At 62.9% G+C, this 26,955-nt stretch carries 25 protein-coding genes; 8 read left to right on the top strand and 17 right to left on the bottom strand.

Annotation, left to right across the window (positions count from 1 at the left end; all coding sequences use genetic code 11):
• The first annotated feature begins 67 nt into the window (after positions 1-67).
• From AC5RVG_RS02635 to AC5RVG_RS02610, 6 genes are all read left to right on the top strand, one after another.
• Positions 68-748, top strand: coding sequence for a hypothetical protein (locus AC5RVG_RS02635; RefSeq protein WP_494012624.1), 681 nt, complete (start codon positions 68-70; stop codon positions 746-748).
• A 440-nt stretch (positions 749-1,188) separates the two neighbouring features.
• On the top strand, positions 1,189-1,920 hold the full coding sequence (locus tag AC5RVG_RS02630) for a hypothetical protein (RefSeq protein WP_494012623.1): 732 nt from the start codon (positions 1,189-1,191) through the stop codon (positions 1,918-1,920).
• Between the two features lie 698 nt (positions 1,921-2,618).
• Complete coding sequence (locus AC5RVG_RS02625) at positions 2,619-2,960, top strand: hypothetical protein (RefSeq protein WP_494012622.1); 342 nt, start codon at positions 2,619-2,621, stop codon at positions 2,958-2,960.
• Between the two features lie 207 nt (positions 2,961-3,167).
• Complete coding sequence (locus AC5RVG_RS02620; RefSeq protein WP_494012621.1) at positions 3,168-4,946, top strand: DUF262 domain-containing protein; 1,779 nt, start codon at positions 3,168-3,170, stop codon at positions 4,944-4,946.
• 353 nt (positions 4,947-5,299) lie between these two features.
• Positions 5,300-5,527, top strand: a complete 228-nt coding sequence (locus AC5RVG_RS02615) for a hypothetical protein (RefSeq protein WP_494012620.1) — start codon at positions 5,300-5,302, stop codon at positions 5,525-5,527.
• A gap of 151 nt (positions 5,528-5,678) precedes the next feature.
• On the top strand, positions 5,679-6,920 hold the full coding sequence (locus AC5RVG_RS02610) for an AI-2E family transporter (RefSeq protein ID WP_494012619.1): 1,242 nt from the start codon (positions 5,679-5,681) through the stop codon (positions 6,918-6,920).
• 598 nt (positions 6,921-7,518) lie between these two features.
• On the opposite strand, the gene AC5RVG_RS02605 is transcribed toward AC5RVG_RS02610, so the two are convergent.
• From AC5RVG_RS02605 to AC5RVG_RS02580, 6 genes are all read right to left on the bottom strand, one after another.
• A complete protein-coding gene (locus AC5RVG_RS02605; RefSeq protein ID WP_494012618.1) occupies positions 7,519-8,469 on the bottom strand; it encodes a 3-hydroxyacyl-CoA dehydrogenase NAD-binding domain-containing protein in 951 nt (316 codons plus the stop codon).
• Between the two features lie 51 nt (positions 8,470-8,520).
• Positions 8,521-9,762, bottom strand: a complete 1,242-nt coding sequence (locus AC5RVG_RS02600) for an MFS transporter (RefSeq protein WP_494000353.1) — start codon at positions 9,760-9,762, stop codon at positions 8,521-8,523.
• Complete coding sequence (gene fabG, locus AC5RVG_RS02595; RefSeq protein ID WP_494012617.1) at positions 9,762-10,439, bottom strand: 3-oxoacyl-ACP reductase FabG; 678 nt, start codon at positions 10,437-10,439, stop codon at positions 9,762-9,764. The genes AC5RVG_RS02600 and fabG overlap by 1 nt, the downstream gene beginning before the upstream one ends.
• A 331-nt stretch (positions 10,440-10,770) precedes the next feature.
• Positions 10,771-11,538 carry an SCO1664 family protein gene (locus tag AC5RVG_RS02590; protein ID WP_494012616.1) on the bottom strand — a complete coding sequence of 256 codons (768 nt, stop codon included), beginning with the start codon at positions 11,536-11,538 and terminating at the stop codon, positions 10,771-10,773.
• Positions 11,538-12,089, bottom strand: a complete 552-nt coding sequence (locus AC5RVG_RS02585) for a DUF3090 domain-containing protein (protein ID WP_494012615.1) — start codon at positions 12,087-12,089, stop codon at positions 11,538-11,540. Before AC5RVG_RS02585 ends, AC5RVG_RS02590 begins: the two co-directional genes overlap by 1 nt.
• A 24-nt stretch (positions 12,090-12,113) precedes the next feature.
• Positions 12,114-12,806, bottom strand: coding sequence for a histidine phosphatase family protein (locus AC5RVG_RS02580; protein WP_494012614.1), 693 nt, complete (start codon positions 12,804-12,806; stop codon positions 12,114-12,116).
• 261 nt (positions 12,807-13,067) lie between these two features.
• Between AC5RVG_RS02580 and AC5RVG_RS02575 the strand changes: the two genes are divergently transcribed.
• The gene (locus tag AC5RVG_RS02575; protein ID WP_494012613.1) at positions 13,068-13,727 is read left to right on the top strand and encodes a Type 1 glutamine amidotransferase-like domain-containing protein; all 660 of its coding nucleotides are present in this window, start codon (positions 13,068-13,070) and stop codon (positions 13,725-13,727) included.
• 87 nt (positions 13,728-13,814) lie between these two features.
• On the opposite strand, the gene AC5RVG_RS02570 is transcribed toward AC5RVG_RS02575, so the two are convergent.
• From AC5RVG_RS02570 to torT, 10 genes are all read right to left on the bottom strand, one after another.
• Entirely contained in the window at positions 13,815-15,140 is a 1,326-nt protein-coding gene (locus AC5RVG_RS02570) for an aminotransferase family protein (RefSeq protein ID WP_494012612.1), read from the bottom strand.
• A 177-nt stretch (positions 15,141-15,317) separates the two neighbouring features.
• Positions 15,318-15,560, bottom strand: coding sequence for a biotin/lipoyl-binding carrier protein (locus AC5RVG_RS02565; RefSeq protein ID WP_494012611.1), 243 nt, complete (start codon positions 15,558-15,560; stop codon positions 15,318-15,320).
• On the bottom strand, positions 15,560-16,192 hold the full coding sequence (locus AC5RVG_RS02560) for a GntR family transcriptional regulator (RefSeq protein WP_494000345.1): 633 nt from the start codon (positions 16,190-16,192) through the stop codon (positions 15,560-15,562). Before AC5RVG_RS02560 ends, AC5RVG_RS02565 begins: the two co-directional genes overlap by 1 nt.
• Positions 16,193-16,279: 87 nt before the next feature.
• The gene (locus AC5RVG_RS02555) at positions 16,280-17,062 is read right to left on the bottom strand and encodes a LamB/YcsF family protein (protein WP_494000344.1); all 783 of its coding nucleotides are present in this window, start codon (positions 17,060-17,062) and stop codon (positions 16,280-16,282) included.
• Positions 17,062-18,030, bottom strand: a complete 969-nt coding sequence (locus AC5RVG_RS02550; RefSeq protein ID WP_494012610.1) for a 5-oxoprolinase/urea amidolyase family protein — start codon at positions 18,028-18,030, stop codon at positions 17,062-17,064. Before AC5RVG_RS02550 ends, AC5RVG_RS02555 begins: the two co-directional genes overlap by 1 nt.
• Positions 18,031-18,040: 10 nt before the next feature.
• A complete protein-coding gene (locus tag AC5RVG_RS02545) occupies positions 18,041-19,057 on the bottom strand; it encodes a carboxyltransferase domain-containing protein (protein ID WP_494000342.1) in 1,017 nt (338 codons plus the stop codon).
• Positions 19,054-20,460: an acetyl-CoA carboxylase biotin carboxylase subunit gene (locus tag AC5RVG_RS02540; RefSeq protein ID WP_494012609.1), complete on the bottom strand. Its 1,407-nt coding sequence runs from the start codon at positions 20,458-20,460 to the stop codon at positions 19,054-19,056. The genes AC5RVG_RS02545 and AC5RVG_RS02540 overlap by 4 nt, the downstream gene beginning before the upstream one ends.
• Positions 20,457-21,518 (bottom strand): ABC transporter permease, encoded by a 1,062-nt coding sequence (locus tag AC5RVG_RS02535; RefSeq protein ID WP_494000340.1) that lies wholly within the window; start codon positions 21,516-21,518, stop codon positions 20,457-20,459. The genes AC5RVG_RS02540 and AC5RVG_RS02535 overlap by 4 nt, the downstream gene beginning before the upstream one ends.
• Before the next feature lie 8 nt (positions 21,519-21,526).
• Positions 21,527-23,053: a sugar ABC transporter ATP-binding protein gene (locus tag AC5RVG_RS02530; protein ID WP_494012608.1), complete on the bottom strand. Its 1,527-nt coding sequence runs from the start codon at positions 23,051-23,053 to the stop codon at positions 21,527-21,529.
• A gap of 64 nt (positions 23,054-23,117) precedes the next feature.
• Positions 23,118-24,263, bottom strand: coding sequence for a TMAO reductase system periplasmic protein TorT (gene torT, locus AC5RVG_RS02525; RefSeq protein WP_494000338.1), 1,146 nt, complete (start codon positions 24,261-24,263; stop codon positions 23,118-23,120).
• 403 nt (positions 24,264-24,666) lie between these two features.
• On the opposite strand from torT, the gene AC5RVG_RS02520 reads away from it, so the two are divergent.
• Complete coding sequence (locus AC5RVG_RS02520) at positions 24,667-25,320, top strand: GntR family transcriptional regulator (protein ID WP_494012996.1); 654 nt, start codon at positions 24,667-24,669, stop codon at positions 25,318-25,320.
• Between the two features lie 104 nt (positions 25,321-25,424).
• Here the strand turns inward: AC5RVG_RS02520 and AC5RVG_RS02515 are convergent, their stop codons facing one another.
• Positions 25,425-26,915 (bottom strand): NAD-dependent succinate-semialdehyde dehydrogenase, encoded by a 1,491-nt coding sequence (locus AC5RVG_RS02515; protein WP_494012607.1) that lies wholly within the window; start codon positions 26,913-26,915, stop codon positions 25,425-25,427.
• Positions 26,916-26,955 lie beyond the last annotated feature (40 nt).

The raw sequence follows: 26,955 nt of genomic DNA, 5'->3' as shown, positions 1-26,955 counted from the left end.
TCATTCTGCGGGAAACAGTCGCCGCACCGGCCCGCCCAGTCTCATTCCCACAGAAGGAAAGCCCCCCATGTCACTTGCACCAAAGATCGCTGCCGGCCTCCTGGCCGCCGGAGTAGTCCTCTCGGGCGGAGCCGGCGCTGCCGTGGCCGCCGACCAAGCCCCGAAGGCTTCCGTTTCGACCTCCGTCGCCAAGGGCAAGTCTGTCCAGGCCAAGTCAGCGGCTGTCCTGAAGAAGGAAGCCGCAGCTGCCAAGGTCGCAGCGGTGAAGGCCGCCAACGTCCTGAAGAAGGAAGCGGCCGAGGCCAAGGTTGCCGCCGCCAAGGCCTCCGCTGCGGAGAAGAAGGCAGCATCACTGGAGAAGAAGGCCTCCGCTGCAGCGAAGAAGGCTGCCGCTACGACCAAGGCATCCGCAAAGAAGGCCGCCGTGAAGGCTGCCAACAAGCTGAAGAAGGAAGCCCAGGCGGCCCGGCTGGCTGCGGTCAAGGCAAAGAATGCCGAGAAGAAGGCTGCCCAGGAGGCCAAGCAGGCCGAACTGAAGGCCAAGATCGCTGGCAAGCAGGCTGCTGAGAAGGCCCGCGAAGCCGAAGAGGCCGCGGAGGAAGAGGCAGCGGAGGAAGAGGCAGCTGAGCAGGCTCCCGTCGAGGAAGCCCCGGTCGTAGAGGCTCCCGTCGAGGAAGCCCCGGTCGTAGAGGCTCCCGTCGAGGAAGCCCCGGCCGACGCGCCCGTGCTGGATCAGCCCGCCGCCTAACCGACAGCAACACCCCGGGACGCCCCCGGTACCACCGCACCATGCGGCACGGTACCTGGGGCGTTTCCTTTTCGCCGCCCGGCTGCCCTCACAGCACAGCTGTGAGCGGGATTCCCCGTGACGAGGAAAGCCATCCCCGTCCACGAACAGAAAGCCGCCAGTATGAAAATCATCGACATGATCGACAGCCCGAACTTCCAAGAGGCGGGACCTGAGAGGTGTCCAAAATGAGGACGGGTCTTGCTGCGTCACGTCATTGAGAATGATACTTAAAGTATCGAGGTTGGACTTTTATCCGGCCTCGATTGCGTTTAACACAAGTGAATTTCGTGGTGTGCCGCAGTCCCGAAGGATAGGTGGCTTCACTGCAACAGAAAGGAAGCAAGTGTTTCAGGCCCTCGGGGCCTTTTTTACGCCCGAAAATAGGAAAGGCAGCAGCCATGTCGAACAAGAATCGTCGAACCCGCGGGTTCAGCTCCCTCAGTGAGGGCGACCCACACGGGGAACGGGACCCCCGGGCAAACGCGTTGTCCGTCGGCATCTGGATCCGGGAGGCGTCAGCCGTCGCCAGCATCCTGCGGAAGTTCGAGGAGCGCTACTCCGAGATTGATCGGGATGCCGCTAACCGGATTAGGCTTGCGGTAAAAGCCGTAACCGGCAGCCTGTACCCGTCGGACCGCCGAAGGATGCTGTTTGCCGCGTGGACCTGGATTTTGGACATCTATGGATCCGGCCGGCCAGCTACTGACACTGACGGGTCCCGCCAACGGCTCGCCCTTGTCCTGGCGGAAATGCTCTGCTCCCCGCTGGCTCTGAGCCCGGAGGATCACCGGACGTACTGGAAGCTGCTACGGGTCCAACTGCGGTACTTCGGCTGGGAGCCCGCGGTGGGGTGTCCGATACTGGAGAGCCTCAACCCGCACTTCCGTGAATGGACGAAGATGCTGGAAAAGCAGCAACGGGCGACCGAGAGCCGGACCGTGTCCCAGGCCAGAAAAATCAGGAGGCGTGGGGCTCTGACGCAGGCCTGCGCTCTTGCGCCGTACAAACCGGATTTGGGGGACATACCCGTAATGCGGCGGGAGCTGCACAACTACGCCTCGCCTTCGCAGGAGTCGCAGCTGCACGGCAACTTCCGGGACCACTGGAGAATGCACACCTCCCATCACTGACCCGCACCTGTCCGCCCATAAGCTCGGTAACGGCGCCGTGATCGACCCGGCCTCCAAACCGGAGGCGGGGTCATTAACCCCTGAAGCTCCCGACGTTCCTCGGGCGTCGGGATCGACACAGCGGCGTCCGGCCGCGCGGGCGAGGGAGCCGGACGCCGTCAGTCGGACCGTTCTGTTGGGTGCAGTTCATACGCTGAAGCCGTTCGCAACGTCGCGCACCAGCGGCTGGATCGACGACGGTAGTCACACGGCCGGCCAGCCGCGCGTCGAGTTCGGGGTAGGGGAAACGCCGTTCGCTGTGAAGCGCTGGTTCCGCTGGCGGCCGCTCGAGCACCCTGGCGGCTAACCGTTGGAGGAGAAGCTGGTGGCGCAGCGGCCGGCCACTCATCGTTTCTGACCCCCTAGGCCGCATCTTTTGTCCAGACTCCTGCTCGCCTCGTGCTCACCGAGCTGGCGACAAGGAGCGGCCCGGCTCAAGCAGGGCTCGCCAACTAACGGGCAGCTGGGGCTCCAGTGCTCCGTCCGGTTTCGTCCAAAACCCGTGCCAGCGGGGCCCATCCAGCCCACGGCGCCTCCTCCCTGGTCGTCGAACGGCTTACGGCGGCAACTTCCTTGACGACAGTGAAGAGCGTGACCCTTAGCGAGATCACGGCAGAGCGTGATCGCCCCGGGGAATCACTAAGAGGGAGGAAATCCGAATGACGGACTGGAATGCGGTCACCAAGCGACTCGTCGAAGCCGAAAAGCGGGCCATAGTTCGCCGGATGGAAGCCGAAATTAAGTGGCGGGCGGAGTATGAGCCGGTCGTCCGGAAAGTCGTGAACGAAACCGCGCGCTGGACGGTCGCCGAGGTTGCGAAGGCACTGCTCACGGAAGATGAAGTGGGGGAGAAGTTGGCTGATGCGCTCCGTGAGCGTCACGCAGTCGTCGATCCGCTGGCATCGGAAATCGTCGCAACTGTGCGATCGGTCGTGTCCGCGCTAGTGGCGGAAATAGATGGACCTGGCGAGGATTCGGATGCAGGCCCGCTAGCCCCCTAGGCGACGATCGTCCGAGTCCTACTTGCTCCGCAGTGCTGTTGATTGCGGGGCAGATCAGCTGAAGCGCACTGGAGCGCTACGGGACTTAAAACTCAGATTTCCTCTTCCAAGGACTCAAGCACGGCGCATCGCACCCCCTGTCGAGACGACGAAGATCGTCGTTGTGCTGCCGCCGATGGACAGCCTCGACGAGGCGAAAGGTGTCAGATGATTAAGTCGGCAAACCAATACCCCGTGCACACGCTCTTCAGTCACGAGGGCAACATTCTGTACAGGATCCCTCCCTACCAGCGGGAGTACTCCTGGTACAAGTCGCAGTGGGAGGACCTGTTCGACGACCTCATCGAGGCCGAAGGGGCGCACTTCCTGGGCACCATCATCACGCTCGACCAGACGACCGACACGCTGGAGGGAAATATTCTCCATGTGATCGACGGTCAGCAACGGCTCACGACGCTTACGCTCCTACTGGCGGCGGTCTACTCAGTGCTCAAAGAGCACCTCGCCGAGCTCGGCGACGACACTCGCACCGACGTCACGAACCTTGGTCGGCTGCTGGTGCGCAAGTCGGACGAGCAGCCTAGGGTGACGCCGCAGAAGCAAGGGCACAACCTCGCCGACTACCGCAAGGTGTTGCAGGGGGCGGGTCTGCCGATCCAGGGGGACTGGAAACCGTACTACCCCAGCCGCCGGATTGCGAAGTGCTACAACTACTTCCGGTCGGCCATCGTGAAGCTCGCGGAGACCGATGAGATCACCGAGACGGAAGCCGCGCTGACGCTGCACGAGGCGGCACTGCGGGCGGTCATCGTGAAAATCGAGGTTGCCAGCCACGCCGACGCGTTCGTTCTCTTCGAGTCACTGAACAACCGCGGCATGCCGCTCTCGCCCGTGGACCTGATCAAGAACCACCTGCTCGCCGAGTCAGAGAAACGAGAGGTGATGAACGTCGACGAGGCGTTCAAGCACTGGAACGAGGTGCTGACGAGCCTTGGCGACAGTTACGCCACGCAGGAGCGCTTTCTTCGCCACTACTACAACGCCTTCAAGGGGGAACTTCCCGACGTACCTAACGCTTCGGTCGCAACGAAGTCCAATCTGATTCGGATTTACGAGACCCTCCTGGGGCAGGATCTGAAGAAGTTCATTGAGGCGCTGGTGGAGTCGAGCAAGATGTACGGCCGCATCAACTGCGTGGTCGAGCTCGATCAACCGACGTCGCTGGACCGGGCGTTCCAGCGACTTATGCGGGCCCAGGGAGCGCCGTCCTACGTTCTGCTCATGTGGCTGATGTCAAAGCAATCGGAGCTGGAACTCGCCGACGATCACCTCGAGTCCGTCGTGCACCTCCTGACGAGCTTCTTCGTGCGTCGTAACCTGACCGGGTATCCGCCGACCTACGCGTTGGCAAAGCTGTTCATGACCACGATCAACTCTGTGGGCGAGGCGCGCGGCGACGCGGTCTTGACCGTCGTCACGGAGGTGCTAAATGCGGCTTCGGCTACAGACGAAGAGTTTCGGGGGCGCCTCGTGGGGCGGATCTATCAGGAGAACACTGACGTCGCGCGGTTCGTTCTCGCGACGCTGGCCGAGGACGCCATGACCAAAGAGACCAAAGTTGATCTATGGCGTCAGGAGAAGAACCACTTCGTTTGGACGATCGAGCACATTCTCCCGCAGGGCGAAAACCTCCCGCCGGCGTGGCAGCAGATGCTGGGCGGCGAAGCGGTCTCGGCCGAAGTGCAGGAACAGCACCGACACAGGCTTGGCAACCTCACCATCACCGCGTACAACAGCAACCTCGGCAACAAGTCCTTTCTTGAGAAGCGGGATCGCAAGGACTCAAAGGGCAGATATATCGGCTACCGCAACGGACTCTCCCTGAACGCAGAGCTGGCCGCGAGAGATTCTTGGACGGCCAACGACATCGAGGAGCGAACGGTAGCACTGGCCGACAAGGTGGTCGAGCGGTTCCCCCTCGGCTGAGCCGAGGGCCGCTACGAACTGCATCGTTCGCCCCATGACAATGGCCGCTGACACGAAGCTGGAAGCCTCAGAGGTTATTCGGTCACGGAACGTGGTGGAATTTAGGTTCAATGTGTAGTTCCTGATCTCCCTCGGACCTTTTGCGATAGCCGCTAAGAACACGTGTTCTTAGCGGCCAGGCGCAGCAGTCGAGGCGAAGGCTGCTCGGCATGCCGCAATTGTCCTCGGTGTCATCATGGTTTCCTGTGCTGCAGGGAGTGCCCGCACGCTTTCGCGATGGCTATGCAGGCGGACGGGACCATGGCCGGCCGAAGGAGGTACCCCTCCCTCCTCCTCAGGTTTAGGCTCGGGGCATGGCGACATGGAAGCCGGACCCCCTGTGGTGGCCCTTTGTGATCTGTCTACTCGGGCTGACAGTGGCGAATCTGATTCTGATCCTCGTATCCGCCCCCGTCTGGGCGCGGCTGATCCCCGCATGGCTGTACTTCCTTTTCTTTATTGTCGCCATGTCGGTGCTCCTGCGGCGGCGCGCGCTACCTAAGAGGGACAGCACTACCCAGTCCCGGAGACGCACCCCGTAGGTTGTGGTCATGCCATTTCCCGGCAATCTTCAAGTACCGCGGAGCCATCCCATCGGAACGGTCCACGCACGATGCCTGCCAAGTTGCATCTGCGGCATGGCCTGTGGTGTGGGCGCGGGATCAGTTGCCCAAGTGGGGCAGGATAGGAAGCATGCGATTTATTCCGAAGCGTCAGGCATCGACCGCTCGCTCGGTGTCGAGCACTCTCAAGGCTGATCCCGAGGCGGTGGAATCCGCCACCGGACCCGGAGTGAAGCCGCAGGAACCGCGTGGGATTTTCGCCGCCGGCGTTGACCGCACGGCTCTGTGGACTGGACGGGCCGTTGTCATCGCTATCGGTTTAGTGCTGGCCTGGTGGCTGGTCCGTTCGCTGTGGTCGGTGGTTTTCCCGACGATCCTGGCCCTGCTGCTGGCCAGCATCCTGTGGCCGGTGAACCGCCTGGCCCGCCGCCTCATGCCCAAGGCGCTGGCGGCCTTTGTCACCGTGCTCGCTGCGCTGGCTGCCGTCGTCGGAGTGCTGATACTGGTAATTCCGTCGCTGGCCTCGGGAACCGCGGGGCTGGCCGGGAAGGCACGCGAAAACCTCGGGCAGATCACCCAGTTCCTGGCCGGGCCACCGTTCAATCTTGAAAACGCGGACCTGAATTCCCTGGTGGACAGCGCGGTATCCCAGATCCGCAAGCACGCCGGAGACATCGCCTCCGGGATCACCACCGGACTGGGGGCCATCACTTCGGGCACCATCATCTTTCTGCTGGTCCTGGTCTTCACGTTCTTCTGCCTCAAAGACGGCGACCGCTTCCTCGCCTGGACCAGCCGATGGACGGACGCCAAGGTCTACGTACACGCCGCCGCCGTGACCTCCCGGGCCTGGCAGACTCTGTCCGGCTACATCGCGGCGCAGGCCGCCGTCGCCCTGGTCGATGCTGTCTTCATCGGCGCCGCCCTTTTCATTCTGGGCATTCCGCTCGCCTTGCCGCTGACCATCCTGATCTTTATCGCGGCCTTCATCCCGGTCGTCGGTGCGGTGGCAACAGGTTTGCTCGCCGCCCTGATCGCCCTGATCTCCCACGGCTGGGTCACGGCCCTGATCGTGCTCGGCGTGGTGATTGTGGTCCAGCAACTGGAGAGCAACCTGCTGCAGCCGTTCCTGGTGGGAACTAAGCTGAAGATCCACCCGGCCGTGGTGCTGGCCTCGGTAACAGTCGGCGGCACCCTGTTCGGCATCGTCGGAGCTTTCCTATCGGTACCAACCACAGCGGTGGGAATTGTGGTGCTGCGTTATCTGCGGGACGTGGTCTTCCCCGTCCAACCGGAAGGGGAAGCAGAGGTAGACGGTTCTAACAGCAGCCGGCCGGAAGCCGAGGCAACCGTGGCAGGCGCGCAGGGCTAACCGCAGACCTAACCCGCCGCACCCTCCAGCGGCCAGGTGTGCACCGCCTCGTTGGTATGCATGTTGTGCGAATTCTGCCGCGTCATCTCGGCCTGCGCTGCCGGACGGTCCAGCCCGCCTCCTACAAACAGCCGCAGGGTCTTGATCTGCCAGCTGGCGCCGTTCTGTTCGTCTAGGCGCGGGCGCGCAGGATCTCCATGTACCTGTCGATCAGATCCGGGCCCACACGAAGACCGGCCAGTCCGTCGGCGGCCAGCGGCAGCAGGCGGCGGACAATCAGCTCCACAACCTCGAATATCTCCGACGCCCGGTTTCTGCAGCCTAACGTCGGTCCAGGGAACGCACCGCGTTCTTCTCCCGCCAAGGCAAGGACCTGACCTGCTACTTGCCTGGTGTGTGGGCGGCCGCCACTGATGCGGTGCCCTCCGGCTTCGTGGTCGATGGGGAGCTGGGGGAGCAGATTGCTGCGGGACGGAATTTCAGGGGCTTCCGTTCCGCAGCAATGTGCGGGCCGGATCAGCAGGCGGAATTTGAATCGCCGTTTGATCCCAGCTGCCGGTGGGAGCCAACGCGTTGGCCGGCCGGGACCGCCCTTGGGTCAGGGGATCTGGGGCTTGGCGTTTTTGGCGACAATGAGGTCGATGAGGAGCTGGTCGCGCTGGTTCAGGGTCTGTGACCAGTCGTAACCGTCGAGCTCCTGCGCGACACCGTCGGCCATGACGGGGATGTAGTCGTCGGTCTCCGGGTAGGTGCCCAGGGTCCTGGCCCACTCGCGCTGGGCCGGGCCGATGTGCTCGAGGACGTGGGTGATGCCGCCGTCGCCGCCCGAGGCGTGCAGGTTGAGGAAGGGGCCCAGCAGCGCCCACCGTAGGCCCGGGCCATAGGAGATGGCGGTGTCGATGTCCTCGACGCTGGTCACCCCGGTGGAGACCAGGTGGAACATCTCGGTCCACAGGGCCACCTGGAGGCGGTTGGCTACGTGGCCGGGCACTTCCTTGTTGATGCGGATGGGCTTCTTGCCGATCTCGGTGTAGAAGGTTAAGGCCCGGTCCACGGTCTCGGGCGAGGTCTGCCGACCGCCGAGGACTTCGACCAGCGGGATCAGGTGCGGCGGGTTGAACGGGTGCCCGAGGACCATGCGCTCGGGGTGCTGCATGCCCTGCTGGACGTCTGTGATCAGCAGCCCGGACGAGGAGGTCGCGATGATGGCCTCGTCGCTGGCGCCGGCTTCGATCTGGGCCAGCATGGCGTGCTTGACCTCCAGACGCTCCGGTCCATTCTCCTGGATGAACTCGGCGCCGCTCACGGCCTCGGTGATCGAGGCGGTGAACCGAAGATTGTCTTTGGTGGCACCCTCGGCCAGGCCGATGGTCTCCAAGGCTGGCCAGAAGTCCTCGACCCAGCGGCGCAGTCGGTCCTCGGCCCCGTCTGCGGGGTCAGAGGCGACGACCGTGAATCCTTGAGCCAGGTAGTACGCGGCCCAGCTGGCGCCGATGACGCCCGTTCCAACGACGGCGATCGTTCGGTTGGAGTTGCTTGTGATGCTCATGGTGATTGTCCTTTCAGGTACTGCTTGTTTGTGAGGCTGCTTGTCCGGGTGCTACCGGATGTCCTCGAAGATCCGCTTGCTCGTGAGCATCTTGGCAGCGACGATCATGACCACTGCGGCCGCGATGAAGACCAGGAGCGGGATCGTCCACCCTCCGGATAGGGACGAGAGCACTCCGCCGAGGAAGGGGCCGACGGTGCCGAAGGCGTAGCCGATGCCCAGGCTGAATCCGGTGACGGTGGAAGAGCCCTCGGGGGTCCGGGTGCGCTGGTTGAACATGACCATCGCGAACGGGAACGCGCCGCCGGAGATGCCGGCGATGACGGCCCATAGCCCGGCCGCGCCGGGAGCGACCATGATGCCGGTGTAGCCGATGATGGAAGCGACGGGGAAGAGGATGCCCAGCCAGAACGGGTTCTTCATGCGGGTGGCGATGATCGGGGTGATCAGGGCCATCGGCAGGGTCAGGAACGTGTAGATGGAGTACATTCCGGCCGCACCGGCCTCACTAAGGCCCTGGGCCTGGAAGATGGTGGGCAGCCAGGCGAGCATGGCGTAGGTGTTCAGCGCGGCCATGCCGTAGAAGATAGCCCCGCCCAGGGAGATCGGGTTGGTGAACAGCTTGGCGATGCCGACCTTCTGCGCTGTGGGGTCCGTGCCGGTGCCTTGGGCCGCGGTGTCCTGGCGTCCGGAGCGGACGGCGGCCAGGATCCACGGGAGTGCGGCGAGCACCATGAGGATGGCATAGGAGGCGACCGAGGCCCGCCAGCCGGCGGTGTTGGACATCGGTACCGCGAGCATGGCGGGGACGGTGGCTCCGGCCTGGGTCATGAGGGTCAGCACGGTCATGGCGGTGCCCTGCCGGTCCGGGAAGTACCGCTTGACCAGCGGCGGGCCGACCACGTTGCCGATGCCCATGCCGAACAGGGCGATCGCTCCGAAGGCCAAGAACCCGATGGCCGAATCCCCGATCACCCGCAGCACGGTGCCGAGCACGCCGAGGGCCATGGCCACCACGGCCATCTTCGCCGGGCCGAGGCGGCGGATGAAGACCGGGGCCACGAAGCCGGCGACGCCGAAGGCGATCGTCGGCAGCATGCCGAGGATCGTGGCGCCGGTGGTACCGAGGGCAACGTCGTCCTGGATGCGGCCCAGGATCGGCGAGATGCCGGTCACCGCGTGGCGCAGGGAAAACGCCATGAGGATCAGACCGAGGAAGTAGAGAATCCGTCCCCGCCAGGGTTTCCGGATCGGGGCTGCCTGTGTGGATTGGGATTGGGTGGTGGTGCTCATCAGATGGCCGCCTTCGAGTCGCCATCAATGGGAAACATCTGGCCCGAGACGGTGCGGGCGTGCGGTCCGGCGAGGAAGAGGACCAGTTGGGCGATGTCGTCGGGGTTGATGAACTGCTTGACCGATTGGTTGGCCATCGCGCTGTCGATCTCTTCCTGCACGGTGCGGCCGGAGACTGCAGCGCGGCCTTCGAAGACGCTCATGATGCGCGGGCCGTCGACGGCGCCCGGGTGGATGGTGTTGGAGGTGATGCCGAATTGGCCGAGCTCCATGGCCAGGGTCTTGGCGAAGCCGACCAGGCCCCACTTGGTGGTGGAATAGGCAACTCGGTTCGGGTAGCCAAAGCGGCCGGCCAGCGACGACATCGTGATGATGGAGGCGGCCTCCGACCGCTTGAGCAGCGGAATGACCGCCTGCGTGACATTGAACGTGCCCTGCAGGTTCACACCTACGACGGCGGCGAAGGCGTTCGCATCGTACTTGTCGACAGGGGCGGTGGGGCCGGCGATCCCGGCGTTGTTCACCAGTACGTCCAAACCGCCGAGCCTCGTGTTGGCGTCTTGAGCGAGCACCTCCCCGGCCTCAGGGGCGCTTACATCGACCACAGAACCGCTGATGTTGGCGTACTCCGCGGTAACCGCGGCCACGGCGTCGGCGTTGATGTCCGCGATGTGCACGTGTGCACCTCGGCGGCGAAGGCCTTGGCGATGGCCAAGCCGATTCCGTTTGCTCCGGCCGTGACCAGAACGCGCTGCGACATTGTCTTCTCCTTGTGGTGATTTACCAGGCGGGGACAAAGGCGGGTGGGGTAGTGACCTCGTCAGTGTCCGAGACGCAACTTATATGCGTATGCATCTACCATGGGCCCGTGAAGGTTGACGTGTCAACTAATGTGAGGGAGTAGACAGATTAGGCGGAATCCTTAGAACCTTTTGCCCCGGAGGCAGCGTTGTCTCAACCAGGCTGGCGGCGAGTGGACGCAACACTTGTGCTTCGCTGATTAACGAATTAGAACAGCGGCCAGGGCACCGCGGACATCTCACCGCTCGGAGCCGGAAACCGCCCTGCCAAGCGCAACTTGGCGCAGCGCGCGGCGAGCGATGTGATTTCTTCGGCGCTGAGCAGGTCTGCCAGGTTTCGGCCCAGCCCGCCGTGCAGTCCTTCGCTGACACGGTCTATGCCGTCGCGTTCCTCGGCGGTTAGAGCGTCTCCCAACCATCCCCACAGCACCGTGCGCAACTTGTGGTCACGATGAAAGGTCAGCCCATGGTCCACGCCGTGCCGGTGTCCGTCCGTCATGGCAAGAATGTGGTCGCCTTTGCGGTCGGCGTTGTTGACGATGATGTCGAACACCGCCATGCGTCTCAGCGCCGGCGAGTCTTCGTGAACGAGGGCGACCATCCGTCCGTTCTCATCTCGACCCTTGAGAACGTGTCTCCAGCCCGTCTCCGGCACCTGGTCCGCCGCGACCAGGTCCACGGCGTTTTGGGCGGAGTCTTGCTCCTGCCAGAGCTGTACCATTCCTTCGCCCATCGGACCGTCGCGCAGCCAGGTGTGCGGCACGATGTCCCAGCCGAAGGCCTGCGAGACCAGGTAGGCGGCCACCTCCCGGTGAGCCAGGGTGCCGAAGGGAAAATCCCACAGCGGACTTTCCCCCGCTATCGGCTTATAGACCACGGCCACGTCGCCGATGCTGCCCAGAAATGTCGCGTTTGAAGCCGTCGTGATGCGTCCGGTGAGCGTCAGCTCGGCGGTCACCAGGTCCGGCGCCGGCATCAGACCTCGGGAAGGGTACAGGTGTGCCCGTCGGCGTCTATGGGGTAGCCGCAGAGCGGGCACGTCGGACGTCCGGCGCCCACGATCTCACGGGTGCGCTTGGTGAATGCGCGGGCGGTGCCGACCGGCATGCGCACCAGCAGCATTTCGGCCGCCTGAGCCCCGCCCTCATCAAGCGATTCGTCGTCGTCGGCATCGACGTCGGTGATGGCGTGGGCCTCTATCACGACCTGCGCGGTTGTCGGGTCCCAACCTAAGCTCATGGAGCCGGTGCGAAACTGCTCCTGAACTGGCTCGAGCTGGTCGTTGTCAACGAGTTCAGTGGGAGTACTCGCGGGAACGCTGAAGGGGTTGCCTTCGAGGGCCATGAGCTGGTCGAGAATTTCGTCGATCTTCTCTGCGAGCAGGGCCGACTGCTGTTTCTCCAGGGTAATACTCACGATCTGCGTCGCCGCACGCACCTGCAGATAGAACGTACGCGCCCCCGGAAGGCCTATGGTGCCAACGACGACCCGATCGGGCCAGGCGAACTCGTGAACACGTGCAGGCATGTCAGTATTTTAGGCACATGAGGTTCATGGCTCCTGCTGCCCTGCACCGCCGCCCACCGGCGCATCGGCAGAGCGGATGCCGTTCGACAGCCACGACAGATCACCGGCGTCGGTGTTGGTCGCGTAGACGCTTGGCCGACTGACGCCGTAACGCACGATTGATACGGACCCCGGGCCCACGGTGATTCGCTGGAACAGGTCAAGGTGCATGCCAAGCGCGTCGGCGAGGATCGACTTGATAATGTCGCCGTGACTCACCGCCACCCACACGGCCCCTGGCCCGTACTCCGTCTCGAAGGCTGCATCGTGGCGTCGAATCGCTGCCACCGACCGAGCCTGCATCGAGGCCAGGGATTCACCGCCGGGAAAGACGACGGCGGACGGCTGCGACTGCACGACCGGCCACAATTCCTCGGTCTCAAGATCACTGATCGTGCGGCCCTGCCACTCGCCGTAATCGCATTCGGTGAGATCGAGGTCGACCGGCGCGTGCGGCGACCCAGCCTGGCGATCGAGGATGAACTGCGCGGTCTGCCGACAACGCTCCAGAGGGCTCGACACCACCCCGACTGCGGGCACCGCTGCGAGCCGGTCTCCGGTCAGCGCCGCCTGATCGCGCCCGACCTGGTCGAGGCAGACGCCGTCGGCACGACCGGCCAGCAGTCCGGTGGCATTGGCTGTGGTGCGGCCGTGCCGCACGAGGATGACTGTCGCCATCCACCCAGCCTAACCACCCGTTCAACTACGGTGTGAACCGCAGAGGGTCGCGCGTCGAACAGACCAATCACGCTTTCATGAAGGGACAGACCAACCTGAGGTCTGCGTCCACGTCGAACTGTGGACAAAGTTTGACTGGGTGTGTACCTATTGAAGGTCCGGGCAGCAGACGGGCGTTCTTACCGGATCTGTCGGTGAGTTCCAGCCGGTTCCCACGGCTCCGGGCTCATTCACCATCCACGCGGGGACTCTGGAGGCACGTTGAAGCTCTTGCTGACTTCTGGCGGCGTGACGAACCCGAGCATTCACTCTGCGCTCGTGCAGCTTCTCGACAAGCCGGTGTCGCAGTGCCGCGCCCTGATCGTCCCGACAGCGCAGTGGGGTCACCCGCTGTGCGGACCGGCATCGGTGCGGAACCTCCTGGCCGCCGAGAATGACTTCCGTCATTTATCCGGCCTGGGCTGGGCGTCGCTCGGGGTTCTCGAGCTTACCGCGCTGCCCACCATTGGCGCGGATCGGTGGGTCCCGTGGCTTCGGGAGGCCGACGTGCTCTTGGTCGACGGCGGCGAGGCGACGTACCTGTCCCACTGGGTGCGGGAGTCCGGGCTGGCCGAACTGCTCCCGTCACTTCCCGACATGGTGTGGGTGGGAGTGAGTGCCGGAAGCATGGTGATGACGCCCCGGATCGGGGAAGTCTTCGTTGAGTGGCCGTCCGCTCCGGATGACCGGACTCTGGGGGTGGTGGAATTTTCAATCTTTCCGCACCTGAACGCTTTCCCGAGCAACACCCTGGCCCACGCAGAGCGGTGGGCCGCCGACATAGGCGCCCCTGCCTACGCCATCGACGAACAGACAGCGATCAAGGTAGTCGACGGCTCCGTCGAGGTGGTTTCCGAAGGACAGTGGAAGAGGTTCGAGTGATAAGTGCCCAGCATTTGTGAGGTCGCGTGGCTTTTGCCCAGCAGGGACGGGACGAACAGGAATTGGCGAAGGACTAACGGTTTAACATCATGTTCCCGACAGCTCTGGTGATGCAGGCCGGGTACTGGTGCGTGCGTCCAGAACCTGCCCGATGGTCTTCGCGATCAAGTGAACGTCCTCGTCGCTCACGACGAATGGCGGGCTGATTTGGAGGGTGTTGCCGCGCAGGGGCCGCACGACGACGCCGTTGTCGATGCATGAGTTGGCCACAGCCTCGGCGTCCGCCTGGTCTGCGAGCTGAACGCCGGCGAGAAATCCAACGCCGCTGCGGATTTCCTGCACGAGAGGATGCGAGGCAAGAGGTGCAAGGGCCTTATCGAGGACGGATTCCAGTTCCAAGGCCCGCGCAACGAGATTTTCGTTCTCGAGGATGTCGAGGTTGGCGTGTGCAACTGCGCAAGCTGTGGCGTGCCCCGAGTACGTCATGCCGTGCCTCGATACGGGGGCGTCCTGTCCCTGATAGAACCGTCCCCAGATCCGGTTGGAGAGGAGGACCCCGCCCAGCGGGGCGTAGCCGGATGTTATTCCTTTGGCCAGCAGAATCATGTCGGGCTCGAGGTGGAACCTTTCGGATGCGAACATTAAGCCTGCCCGGCCGAATCCGGTGATGACTTCATCGACGATCAGAAGAATGTCGTTCTTCCGGGCGATTTGCTGCAGGCCTTCAAGATAACCGGGGGCAGGCGGAATCACCCCACCGGTCCCTATGATTGGCTCGGTGAAGATGGCGGCAATATTCTCCGGCCCGATGTCGTCGACGACTGCCTGTACGCCTTCAAGATCGTTGGTCGGAACGAGGGCCGTCTCGGGGACGAGGGAATCCGTCCCGTAGCCGTCCCTATTGAAATCAAGCCCCGCGATACTGGTGCCAAAGGCGTGGAGCCCGTGGTACGAGTAAGTACGGCTGAGGATGGTTTTCTTGTCCGGTATGCCCTCAAGCTGCCAATGGCGCCGCGCAATCTTGCAGGCCAGGTCGACGGAGTCAGACCCGCCGCTGTTGAAAATTATCTTGGCGTCCGGGATCGGCCCCAGGGCCACGAGCCGGTCGGCGAGGGAGAGTGCCACATCGTTCGAGAACCGGCCAAAAACGTGGTAAGTCTCCAGTTTGCACATCTGGTCATAGGCCGCTTTCGCCACTGATTCCCTGCCGTGGCCGATGTTTGCGTGCCACAGTCCGGCGGTGGCATCCAGCAGGCGCTGGCCGTCCGAGGTGGTCAGGTATGCGCCGTGGCCTTCGGTAATGACGATGCGGCGTTGCAGAACCGAGGGCATGTGCGCCTGGGCGCTCCACAGTGACTCGCCGACGAGCTTGGTAGGGTTTGCCGGATCAAGAACGGTTGCGTCGGTAGCCATTGTTTTCTCCTAGGCAGGCCAATAGGGGTCGATTCCATGTAGAAGACACCGCCGGACTGCCCTGTACCTCGTGGGCAGCCCCCGATTTTGCATCGGTTGCGGGAGTCAGGGGCGGAGCCAGCTTTCGTTCAGGTGAAATTGCACAGGAACATCCGGTTGCGGCATGTGCCGCGCCGGCTAATCGAGGACGGCGAGCAGCTGCCCTTCCGTGACCGCGTCTCCTTCGGACACGGAGATGTCCGCAACAACACCCGATTCGGGCGCTTCAACCGGAATTTCCATTTTCATGGATTCGAGGATCATGATGGTTTCGTCTTCCTCAACAGACGCTCCCGGCGCCACAAGGATTTTCCAAACGTTGGCAGCCAGATCCGACCGTACTTCGCTCAATTTTTGTTCCTCCTCGAATAGCCCGGCCATTAAGGTGTTGTGTTCGTCGTGGACCGGCGGCGCTGGCCCGTGTGGTCCATGTGTTTCTTAATCTGCTCGTCCAGGTCCTCAATGTTTCCTCCTTCCACGTTTGCCAGGAGCTCCTGGTGTTCGGCCGCTATCTCTTCCGGATGGGGATACAGGTTCTCCAGCATCATGAGCGACAGGCGCGTTTCAGTGAGGAGGGTCTGATAGAAAACCGTGAGGCGTTTGTTACCGAGACTCCCGACCAAGACCGTGTGGAACGCCAGGTCCAAGTCGACCAGATCCGACCACGGATGACCTCTTTCCGAGGCTTCCTTCATGTCGACGACGATGCTGCGAAGTTCATCGAAAATCTGTTTCCTTGGATTCTTCGCCAGCTCCTCGGCTGCTGCCTTTTCAACGGAATGGCGGGCGACGGATATGTCATCCATATCCGCCTCGGACAGTTCCAGGACAAAAACCCCGCGGTTGCGTACCCGGTGCAGGAGACCTTCCTGTATGAGCCGCTGCATTGCTTCGCGCACCGGCGATCGGCTGACGTTCAGCTGCCGGGCAAGACTGGTTTCGCGCAGCTGTTGGCCGGGCCTGTAGGCGCCCTTTTCGATCGCGCCCCGCAGCCGGTTGACAATGGTGTCCACCGTCCCGTCGATGAGGATCGGCTCCAGTACAGGCTCACTCAACTCTTGCTCCTACCCATCCGGCGATCAGCTCGATGCACACCGGGATCAGTCCGGTGCCGGCGCCGCGTTTTCGGCTTCCGTCAACGGACGCACAGATATGCCGGCATCCTTCAAGGACTGCCAGACCGTGCGGATAACCTCCACTGAGTTCGGCGCGTCCCCGTGCAGGCAAATGCTTTCCGGGGAGATTTCAAGATCCCGCCCGGAGACGGTGGCTACTTTCCCTTCCCGCACGAACCTGATCGCACGTGAGGAGACGAGTGCCGGGTCCCAAGCGAGCTTTTCCCGCTCGATAAGGAGGTTGCCGGCGTCGTCATAGCCGAGGTCGACAAATCCTTCCTGGACCAACCGGACGCCGTAGCGGGCGGCGAGCTCCGTATGGCGCTTGTCGAAGCAGTAGAGAGGCAGGGAGCTGTCTATTTCGGCGACCGCCGCGATGACAGCTTCGGCCAGCTCTTCGTCCTCCAGCGACATCAGGTACATGACCCCGTGCGGTTTCACATGCGATAGTTTCGCCCCTTCAGCCTCAACAAAGCCCTTCAGGGCGCCAATCTGATACAGCGTGTAGTCCTGAAGCTCTTCTGCTGAGACCGCTATTCGTCGTCGTCCGAAGCCCAGAAGGTCCGGCAGCGCGACGTGCGCCCCGATCTGGAGGCCCTGGTCGACCGCCGCCCGGACGGTGCGGCGCATGGTTCTTGGGTCCCCGGCATGGAAGCCGCAGGCGATGTTGGCGGCGCTGATATAGGGCATGAACTCCTCGTCCGGCGCGAAGCGCCAGCGGCCGTAACCTTCTCCCATGTCGCAGTTGATTTCGATGGCTGTGTTCATTATCCGGTTCCTCCTGCTGCAGACATGAGCATCGAACGTTCCTCATCCAATGCATAGGCGTCGTCGATGGAAATGGGCTTGAACCGGATCCTGTCGGTCCCCGGCCGCATCTGGCCGGTTTTCCATAGGCTCGCCTTCGGCACGACTCCGAAGACGACGAAGCCGCCGGAAGTGGGCCCGTCAGGTCCGAGGATCACGGGAGTGTCACCATTGAGGTTGATTCCGCCGACAGGGTAGCCGGTGTCGAGGATGTTGGATGGATGTCCGCCGGCAATCCCGCCGTCGGGCCGGGCCCACTGCAACCTCACCGGGTCCAGCCTGATACCGGTACGGTTTGAATTCTGGTCAACCGTCCAAGAGCGAGCAAAGAAGTTTTGTACGTCCGTTTCCGTAAAGAACTCGGGTGAGGCAAATGGCCCTGGCACTACTTCCAGTTCCCAGTCGTGCCGATACTCGGGGATCCGTTCCTGCGGCAGTTCCGCTACGGATGAGGTATCCGAGCTTCCGATGTCCAGGACGTCTCCCTTGACGAGCGCCCGTCCTTCCACCCCTCCGAGTGAACCCATGGTGTAGGTGGACCGGGAACCGAGGATTTGGGGGACATCGATTCCTCCTCTTACCGCCAGATAAAACCTGAACCCGGATGACGCCAAACCAATTTTCAGTTCCGCACCCGCGGGAACGTCAACGGCAGCCCATTGTGGCACCGGGCTTCCGTCGACGGTCACTTCACCTGCGGCGCCGGTTACGGCCACCGTGGCGGGGGACCGGAACCGGAATTTGGTCTTGCCCAGTGTGATTTCCAGGCCGGCAGCGTCGGGGCTGTTGCCGACGGCGACATTGCCGAGCCGGAACGCGAAATCATCCATCGGACCGGCGGGGAAATAACCGCGTGACAGCATTCCGATTCGTCCAGGCCAGTCCTGGACGGTTGTCTGGATGCCGGGTTGCGCAACTTCAATGGACATATGTGGCTCCTCACGGGACGGCGGTTGCGGCGGCAGCGGTGTCCCGCTTGGCGGTGAAGTCTGCGGCCTCGGCCACGAGCGAAGCGCACCAGGCGTTATAGCCGGCGACGTCAAAGTCTTCGTCCTGTATGTCGTAGACGTATTCGCCCCGGTGCACGGCTTCGAAGGAATCGGTCAGTTCCTGCTCGGAAACGGCATGGAATCTGACCCGGTCGCAGGGGCGCAGCAGCAGAGGCGACTGGGCGAAAGCAGGGTTGCGCTGTTGGATGTCGTAAACGGGCAGGGTTCTGCCGAGCAGTTGGTATCCGCCAGGCGATTCCACGGGGTAGATCGAGTAGCACGGTCCGCCCAGGCCGATAGCTCCTTCCGCTGTCCAGGTACGGGTCGGGTTGTATTTGGGCGCGAAGAGAACCTTCCGCGGATCCAAAGGAAACGTGAAGGGCAGCCCGGGGAAGAACCCGATGAATCCGACCCAGAGGTCGGTCCCGGTGACGACTTCGACCAGCTCGTCGACGTCCCGAAGCCCGTTGTAGGCGATCGTGTAATCGACGTTGTTATCGTTCATGCAGTTGGGGGCGTCGGAGCGGATGCTGCGCACATAGCGGGCAACGGCTTCCTTGGAGGTCGAATCGTGAAACGCGGCAGGAAGATTCACTCGTCGGCTGGGAAGGACCAGGTTTTCCGTACCGGCTGCGTTGTCATAGGCCTCGTCCAATGCCGAAACGAGGTTCGCCACGTTTGTTTCCGCCGGGTTGTAGGAGAGCAGTATGGAACGGAAACCGGGGGATGTTTCGACCAGTCCAGGTGGGCGGGACCGGTTCACCTCGGTGTTGATGTTGTGGACAAAGAAGTTCAGGTTCAGGTCAAAATGCATGTCACCGAACTCGGCGAGGAGGTAACTGTCGCCGGCGAGGCGGTACGTGAGCGCGGGTTTGCCATCGGTGGCCGCCCGGCGCTCGTAAAGTGCGGACGGGACTCCTGCCCAGCGTTCCGAGATGTACTGTTTGGAAACCTCGTGCGGCTTCATCGTGCGTGCTCCTCCTGACCTGTTTCGCCCCGTGCTTTTGATTCGGCGGCCCGGTGCTGGACTTCGGTCACGATGCCGGTGCTGTAGCGGCCCGACTTGAAGGCCGGATCGTTGAGAAGCATCCGGAAAAATGGAAGGTTGGTTTTTAGCCCGGCCACCTGGAAGGCTTCGACGGCGGATCCGGCACGTGCGAGTGCTTCTTCCCGGTCCTGCCCCCAAACGATGAGTTTTGCCAGGAGCGGATCGTAGGCCGTGGTCACGGTATTGCCGGCTGCATAGCCGCTGTCGACGCGGACACCTTCTCCTGCGGGTTCCGTCCACTCACTGATGAGCCCGGGCGACGGCAGAAAGCGTTGCGGATCTTCGGCATAGATCCGCATCTCGATGGCATGTCCTGTCGGTTGGAGGTTGCCGGCGTCGAAGCTGACGTCCTGGCCGGCGGCTACGCGGAGTTGTTCCTCGACAAGGTCGATGGAGAACACGGCTTCGGTGACAGGATGCTCCACTTGCAGCCGGGTGTTCATCTCCAGGAAAACAAAAGACTGCCGCACTGGATCGACCAGGCATTCGACCGTACCGGCATTGCGGTAACCGACAGCAGTCCCCGCTCTTACCGCGCCGTCCAGCATCCGGGATCTTAGTTCCGGTGTGATGCCCGGCGACGGCGACTCCTCGGCGACCTTCTGGTGACGGCGCTGGACCGAGCAGTCCCGCTCTCCGAGCGCTATCACCTTGCCGCTCGCGAGTCCGAGGATCTGGACCTCGACGTGGCGGGCGTGTTGAATGAACTGTTCAATGAGGATCCGCGAGTCCCCGAAAAAGCGCTCTGCGCGCGACCGTGCAGTGTCGAAGGCTGCCCGCAGGTCTTCGTCATTGTCGGCGACTATCATTCCGATGCCGCCGCCGCCTCCGGATGGTTTAACGATGACCGGGTAGCCGACAGAATTGGCGATCTCTACTGCCTCAGCGGCGTCGCTTACCGGTTCGGCCGATCCTGTCGCCACCGGCACGCCTGCGGCCTGCATCAGGTTGCGGGCGTTGATCTTGTCCGCCACCATGTCCATGGAGTCCGGTGAAGGTCCCACCCACGTGATGCCGCTTTCGATAACCCGCCGGGCGAAGCCGGAATTTTCGGCGAGGAAACCGTAGCCAGGGTGGATGGCCGAAGCCCGGACGGTACGGGCTGCTTCCATCAGTTTGTCGACGTTCAGGTAGGATTCGGCAGGATTGGCCGGACCCAGGGAGAAAAATTCCGAGGCTTCCTTTACGAAGGGCAGCTCTGTGTCCACATCCGAGCAGACGGCGATGGTCCGGATGCCCAGGGCGTTCGCTGTGCGGATGATGCGCCGGGCGATCTCGCCGCGGTTGGTGACCAAGAGGGATTCAAACAACGGCGTGGTCATGACTTGACGACTCCTTTGGCGATGAGGCGCGCCTTGGCCGAGGCACGGAAGCGGTCTGCAAGGACCGCGAGAACGAGCGCCAACCCCAGGGCGATGCTCTGCATGTTCGTATCGAGCCGCATGAAGTTCATTCCGTTGCCCAGCAGCATGATGAAGATGACGCCCAGGACAGTGCCGCCGACGCCGCCGCGGCCGCCCTGGAGCGAGGCGCCGCCGATGACGGCCGCGGTGATGGATTGAAGCGCGAAAGCTCCCCCAAAGGTCGGTTGCCCTGAGCCGCTGCGGGCAGTCAGGAGGTAGGCCGCGATAGAGGACAGAACGGCGCAGATGATGTAGGTGGCAATCAGGTTCCGCCGCACCTGGATGCCCGCGGTTTTTGCTGCCAGGGCATTTCCGCCGATGGCATACAGGTGGCGGCCGAACGTTGTCCATTTCAGTGCGACGAAAACAATCGCCAGGATCGGCAGTGCTACGAGAACCAGGTTGGGTATGCCCAGGGTGAAGCCTGACCCGAGGCCGACTATGTAGTCCCTCGGCAGGCCGGACACGGTGGCGCCCCCGCTGTAGACCAGCGTGATGCCCGTGACGATAGTGGCAGTGGCAAGTGTCACGATGAACGGGTTGACCTTCAGGAAAGCCACGCCGAGGCCGTTGGCCATCCCGACGACCAGTCCGACTGCGATGCAGACGACGAAACCCATGATCATGGACTGGCCTGAGAATTCCGGTATGCCGCCATAGACTTTCTGCATCATCGTGGCAGACACGATGGAAGACAGCGCGACGGTTGCCCCTACGGACAGATCAAATCCGCCCGTTACCAGTACCAGCATCTGTCCCAGGGAAATCAGCAGGAGCGTGACGGATTGCTGGGAGACGGATAGCAGGTTGTCGGGCTGCAGGAAGCGGTCGTTTGCCACGGCAAAGACGACCACCATGACGATCAGCAGCGGCGGCAGCGGTCCGACGCTGCTGAAAAACCTGAGCCAGAACTGGCGGTTTGGTTTCTTGGTACCTCGGACGGCGGTCGCCGGGCCCTTGACTTCGGTTGTTGACATGGCAGTCCTTATGCTGATGCGCCTACTGCATGCCCAAAGGCACCAGCGACAACGGCTTCGTTTGTGATTTGGTTGCCAACGAGCTCGGCCTGAACGCGCCCGCCGTTCATCACATAGACCCGGTCGGCAAGTCCGACGACCTCCTCGAGGTCGGAGGAGACCATGAGGACGCCGGCACCGTCACTGCACAGTTTGCGGAGATTGGCATATATCTCCTGGCGGGCCCCGACATCCACCCCGGAAGTAGGCTCGGCCACCACGAAAACCTTCCGTTCCCGTGTCAGGGCGCGGGCCAGAACGACCTTCTGTTGATTGCCGCCCGACAGGGCCCGGGCCTCGGCAGTTACGGACCGCGGCCGGATATCGAGCCGCTCGGCCAGTGCCTGCGCGAGGGAACGGATCCGTGCTCCGTGGATCAGCCCCAGCGTGCTGTACTTCTTAATCCGGTTGACTTCAAGAGCAATGTTCTCCTGAACGCTGAGGTCAAGCGCAAGGGCTTCCCGCCTGCGGTCCTCCGGCATGAAGCCGATACCCGCCTGGATCATCTGGCGGGGGTTGGGGCGACTGAATTTCCTGCCGTTGACCGAGACGGAACCGCTGGACAGGGGGATGAGACCGAGGACGGCCTTTGCCAGTTCACTTTTGCCCGAACCCACGAGCCCGGCCACGGCGACAATCTCACCCCGACACACCCGCAGGGATGCATGGGCGACCTTGCCGTCGGCCGTGGATGCATCCTCGATCTCCAGCAGGGGTTCGCCCTTGGTTTCGGCCTTTTGCGGATAGACGGCCGCGAGCTCCCGGCCGACCATGTCGGTGATCAACTGCTCTTCGGAAACCTCGTCGAGGGTATGGGTCGAAATGAAGGTGCCGTCCCGCATCACGGTGACCCGGTCGCCCAGGCGTCGGACCTCCTCCATCCGGTGGGTGATGTAGAGAAGCGCCCAGCCCTCGTCCCGGAGCCGGTCTATGATCCGGAAAAGCCGGTCCGCTTCCCGTTCGCTGATGGCGGCCGTGGGCTCATCGAGAAGGAGGATGCCCGGTGTCCCGAGCAGCCCTTTCGTGATCTCCACGAGCTGCTGTTCGGCCCTTGGCAGCGTCCCAACCTCAGCGTCCGGGTCGATGGCTGCCCCAAGCTGGCCGACCTTCTCCCGGGCAATGGCCCGCATCTTGGTGCGGTTCACGAACCCAAAGGTTTTCACCTCACGGCCGAGGAACAGATTCTCGGTGACAGACAGCGTTGGAGCCAAACTGAAATCCTGCAGGACGACGTTGATGCCCAGTTTCCGGGCATTCGCCGGTGAGTGGTGGGCGACGTCCGAGCCGCGGACGGTAATGGTGCCGCTGTCCGGCTGGTAGTTACCGAGGAGGATGTTCACAAGCGTGGATTTTCCCGCGCCGTTCTCGCCCAGCAGGATGTGTACTTCGCCGGGGTAAAGGTCGAGGGACATCCCTTTGAGTGCCCTCACGGGCCCGAAGGTCTTGACGATATTGCCAAGTGCAACGATCGGATGCTGTTCCAATGCCAGCTTCACTCCCTTCAGATGCGAGTGCCCACGAACCGGGAACACACGCGGGGCCCGGCCCCGCGTGGATGGATCAGCTCTTCGGTGTCCAGCTCGTCACCGTCTTGAAGTCCCGCGGCGCGAACATCTCGTTGTAGGGCACGTCGGCGGCGTTCTCCTGGGTGATCATCTTGGGCACCGGTCCGGATGTGGGCGCCTCCAGCTTCTCGCCTTCCAGCATGCGGACGGCTTGGTCAACGGCCATACGTCCCTGGATGGTGGTGAAGTCCGTTGGCGAACCTACGGCGTCGCCGGCCACGATCGCGTCGTACACGGGCGGGATGATGTCGAAGGCGTAGACGTCAACTTTTCCCGTCATGTTGGCGTTCCGCACCGCATTCACACCGGCTTCGGCAGCAATATCAACTCCCACGATGTGGGTGATGTCGGGATGGACCTTGAGGGTGTCCTCAATGAGGTTCTGCTGGATCTCCAGGCCCGGATCGGCGCGCCGCATCTCCGCCATCTTGACGTTGGTTCCTTTGATGGTGTCCTGGAAACCCTTGACTGCCGCATCGGACCATCCGGCGCCTTCCGGCCCGGGGAAGAAACCCACCAAGGCGGGTGACCCCTTGGTGTCATCGATGATGTACTCGGCCGTCGTCACTGCCAGATCATGGAAGCTCACGAGCGCGTGGGAGAAGAGGGGATTGTCCTTGGACTCGGGGCAGTCCGTACCGTTGATGAAGTCCACCACCGGTATTTTCTTTTCCAGCGCGGCGGCCACCTGGGGGCATACGCCCGTTGCGTTGATGGCGCCCAGAACGATCGCGTCGTAGCCGCCGTTGATGCAGTCCTGCATCTGGCTTAGCTGCTTGTCGAGGTTGGTATAGCCTCCAGCCTCGAACATGCTGTACTCAACCTTGTCCCTCTGTGCCTCGATCAGCGTCCCGTAGTTCGTGGCGGCCCAGTAGGAATCCTTCATGTGAGGGAACAGGACGCAGATCTTCCACTGCTTGGTAATTTTGTCGTTTGCAATGGGCTCATAGGTGGTTTCCGTCGTCTTGCCGTTCAGAGCCGTGTTGAGGGCGGGCGTAGTCCAGTTCTCCGCGGAACCGGTGCCCGTGGCTTCCCCGGTCTGCCCGTCTCCGGAGCCTCCCATTGCCCCGCACCCGGTTGCCGCCAAGGTGGCGGCCAGTGCAAGCGCGCCGATGGTGTTGGCTTTCCTGTTCAGCTTCATGTGTTTCTCCCAGCGCCGATAGCCGAAGGCCCGCCCGGCAGAGGCCGATTAAGTCGATTGCCTTTTGTACACAATCTGCAGCGGGTGTTGCCAGCATAGTCCGTGACGGGGATCACATCAACACTTTTCGCGCTGTTTCTCGCATCGCTTGAAGTTCAGTGCTGAAGTACGGCCTGGACCTGCCGCACCTATCGCGAGCGCTTCAGGTCTCGCCGGGCCGGCCGGGGCGGACCCCTGTCAATCGCGCTTTCTTCGCGCCGACCGGCAGGCTTCCGGGCCAACTCCGGGCTACGGAGTAAACTATGCAATTGTCGACTAAAGACATCTGACACGGACAGCGATGGTTATGGGTTCGACCAGAACGAGTTGGTGGGGCTCAATGGCAGCGAGGATGGAAATCAGGATGAAAAGGGGAGTGCTCGACCCGATAGTGCAGGAGTCTACGCCGGCCATTATTGCCCGCCGTATCCGCGATGCAATCGCCCGAGGTGATTTCGCTCCAGGCCTCCAACTCGGTGAAGCCGAGCTTGCCAAAGAACTGGGGGTCAGCCGGGGGCCCCTGCGGGAGGCCATGCAGCGGCTCACCCAGGAAGGGCTGCTCGTCAGTTACCGGAACAGGGGCCTCTTCGTCGTCAGTATGGACGAGGACGATTTTCGGGACATCTACCTGGCCCGAACCGCGGTGGAAGCAGCCGCCATCCGCCGCCTGGTCAGCACAAACCCGGAGGACAGCGCGGCCCAGCTAATGAAAGCCGTGCATGCCATGGAGGATGCGGCGGAAAGCCCCCGCGGCGAAGCCATGACCGAAGCGGACATGAGCTTCCATGCCCTCCTGGTTGAGCTCGCCGGCAGCCCTCGCCTGAAGAAGATGCACGACACTCTCCTGACCGAAACACGGATGTGCCTCAATGCCCTGAAAAGCACGTACGCTACCGCCGACAAGCGCATCGCCGAGCACAAACGCATCGCGGAAGCCATCTCCAAGGGAGATTCAGACCTCGCCGAGAAGCTGATGGCCGAACACATGGAGGACGCACTGATGCGGCTGATCCCCTAGCCGTCCCCTCGGGTTGCGCCAGTGCTCCCTCACCTTCCATATTTCCCGCCGATGAGTGGGGGAGCCATTCGCGAGGCGGCGTCGTGGGACGAGGTTGCCAATCCCTAGACCCGCGGGATGGCCATGTACTTGATCTCCAAAAATTCATCCAAGCCCACGCGCCCGCCCTCGCGGCCCAGACCGGAGGCCTTGATGCCGCCGAACGGCGCCGCCGGATTCGAAACGATGCCCGTGTTAAGGCCGACCATGCCCGACTCCAGACCCTCGCCGACGCGGAAGGCGCGGTCCAGGTCCTGGGTGAACACAAAGCTGGCAAGGCCCCAAGGGGTGTCGTTCGCCCACCGCACCACCTCGTCTTCGGTGTCGAAGGGGATGACTGGCGCCACCGGGCCGAAAATCTCCTCGTTCATCAACGCGGCGTCGGGGCCGACGTCCGCAAGCACTGTTGGGGAGTAGAAGTAGCCGCTGCCCTCCGGGCGGGAGCCGCCGCAGACCACCTTGGCGCCCTTGGAAACGGCGTCGTCCACAAGTTCCTGGACCTTGTTGAGAGCCTTTTCCTCCACGAGCGGGCCGACGTCCGTGCCGCTCACTGCGCCGTCACCGACCTTTAAGGCGCTCAGCCGCTGGGCGAGGCGGACGGAGAAGTCAGCGGCCACGGAGCGCTGCACGAAGATCCGGTTGGCGGCGGTGCAGGCTTCACCCATGTTGCGCATTTTCGCGGCGAAAGCTCCCTCAACGGCGCGGTCCAAGTCCGCGTCATCAAACACAATGAGAGGGGCGTTCCCGCCCAGTTCCATGGAAGAACGCATGACGTTTTTGGCAGCCTGCTCCAATAAGCGGATGCCCACGCCGGTGGACCCGGTGAAGCTAACCTTTCGGGCAATGCCGCTTTCCATCCATGGGGTGACCACCTCGGAGGCTTTGGAGGTCGTGACCAGGTTCAGCACACCCTTGGGCAGGCCAGCCTCTGCCAGGACGTCCGCCAGTGCCAGCGAAGACAGTGGAGTAAGGTTGGCAGGCTTGAAGACCATGGTGCAGCCGGCCGCAATGGCAGGGCCAATCTTCCGGGTGCCCATCGCCAGCGGAAAGTTCCAGGGCGTGACCAAGACGCAGGGTCCAACGGGTTCCTTCGAGACGAGGATGCGGTTCTTGCCGTCGCCGCTGGTGGTCAGATCTCCGCTAATACGGACGGCTTCCTCCGAGAACCAACGGAAGAACTCGGCGGCGTACGCCACCTCGCCTCTTGACTCGGCCAAGGGTTTTCCCATCTCCGTGGTCATAATCAATGCCAGTTCGTCTTGGCGGGCCATGATCAGGTCGAACGCGCGGCGCAGGATTTCGCTGCGCTCCCGGGGCGGGGTCTTGGCCCACTGTTTCTGGACCCGGCCGGCGGTTTCGATCGCCCGGCGCGCGTCTTCGGGGCCCCCGTCGGCGACGCTGGCGATGACTTCCTCGGTGGCAGGATTGACGACATCGAACCGGGCACCGGACGATGCTTCGGTCCACTCCCCGTCAATGTAGAGGTTCGTGCTGACCTTTGCGACGGCGTTGAGCGCCTTTTGTGACGTTCGGGAGCCGGCTGACTGAATGCTCATGAGCGATCCTTTTCTTGGTTGGAGGTGTTGTGGCCGGCGT

The organism is Arthrobacter senegalensis, assembly GCF_059091765.1.
Note: the sequence above shows the minus strand (reverse complement) of the source record. Positions and strands in the feature narration are given on the sequence as shown.

Coding starts and splice junctions, on each gene's coding strand:
- AC5RVG_RS02635 (WP_494012624.1), top strand. CDS start 68: ATGTCACTTGCACCAAAGATCGCTGCCGGCCTCCTGGCCGCCGGAGTA.
- AC5RVG_RS02630 (WP_494012623.1), top strand. CDS start 1,189: ATGTCGAACAAGAATCGTCGAACCCGCGGGTTCAGCTCCCTCAGTGAG.
- AC5RVG_RS02625 (WP_494012622.1), top strand. CDS start 2,619: ATGACGGACTGGAATGCGGTCACCAAGCGACTCGTCGAAGCCGAAAAG.
- AC5RVG_RS02620 (WP_494012621.1), top strand. CDS start 3,168: ATGATTAAGTCGGCAAACCAATACCCCGTGCACACGCTCTTCAGTCAC.
- AC5RVG_RS02615 (WP_494012620.1), top strand. CDS start 5,300: ATGGCGACATGGAAGCCGGACCCCCTGTGGTGGCCCTTTGTGATCTGT.
- AC5RVG_RS02610 (WP_494012619.1), top strand. CDS start 5,679: ATGCGATTTATTCCGAAGCGTCAGGCATCGACCGCTCGCTCGGTGTCG.
- AC5RVG_RS02605 (WP_494012618.1), bottom strand. CDS start 8,469: ATGAGCATCACAAGCAACTCCAACCGAACGATCGCCGTCGTTGGAACG.
- AC5RVG_RS02600 (WP_494000353.1), bottom strand. CDS start 9,762: ATGAGCACCACCACCCAATCCCAATCCACACAGGCAGCCCCGATCCGG.
- AC5RVG_RS02590 (WP_494012616.1), bottom strand. CDS start 11,538: ATGCCGGCGCCGGACCTGGTGACCGCCGAGCTGACGCTCACCGGACGC.
- AC5RVG_RS02585 (WP_494012615.1), bottom strand. CDS start 12,089: ATGCCTGCACGTGTTCACGAGTTCGCCTGGCCCGATCGGGTCGTCGTT.
- AC5RVG_RS02580 (WP_494012614.1), bottom strand. CDS start 12,806: ATGGCGACAGTCATCCTCGTGCGGCACGGCCGCACCACAGCCAATGCC.
- AC5RVG_RS02570 (WP_494012612.1), bottom strand. CDS start 15,140: ATGGCTACCGACGCAACCGTTCTTGATCCGGCAAACCCTACCAAGCTC.
- AC5RVG_RS02565 (WP_494012611.1), bottom strand. CDS start 15,560: ATGGCCGGGCTATTCGAGGAGGAACAAAAATTGAGCGAAGTACGGTCG.
- AC5RVG_RS02555 (WP_494000344.1), bottom strand. CDS start 17,062: ATGAACACAGCCATCGAAATCAACTGCGACATGGGAGAAGGTTACGGC.
- AC5RVG_RS02550 (WP_494012610.1), bottom strand. CDS start 18,030: ATGTCCATTGAAGTTGCGCAACCCGGCATCCAGACAACCGTCCAGGAC.
- AC5RVG_RS02545 (WP_494000342.1), bottom strand. CDS start 19,057: ATGAAGCCGCACGAGGTTTCCAAACAGTACATCTCGGAACGCTGGGCA.
- AC5RVG_RS02540 (WP_494012609.1), bottom strand. CDS start 20,460: ATGACCACGCCGTTGTTTGAATCCCTCTTGGTCACCAACCGCGGCGAG.
- AC5RVG_RS02535 (WP_494000340.1), bottom strand. CDS start 21,518: ATGTCAACAACCGAAGTCAAGGGCCCGGCGACCGCCGTCCGAGGTACC.
- torT (WP_494000338.1), bottom strand. CDS start 24,263: ATGAAGCTGAACAGGAAAGCCAACACCATCGGCGCGCTTGCACTGGCC.
- AC5RVG_RS02520 (WP_494012996.1), top strand. CDS start 24,667: ATGAAAAGGGGAGTGCTCGACCCGATAGTGCAGGAGTCTACGCCGGCC.
- AC5RVG_RS02515 (WP_494012607.1), bottom strand. CDS start 26,915: ATGAGCATTCAGTCAGCCGGCTCCCGAACGTCACAAAAGGCGCTCAAC.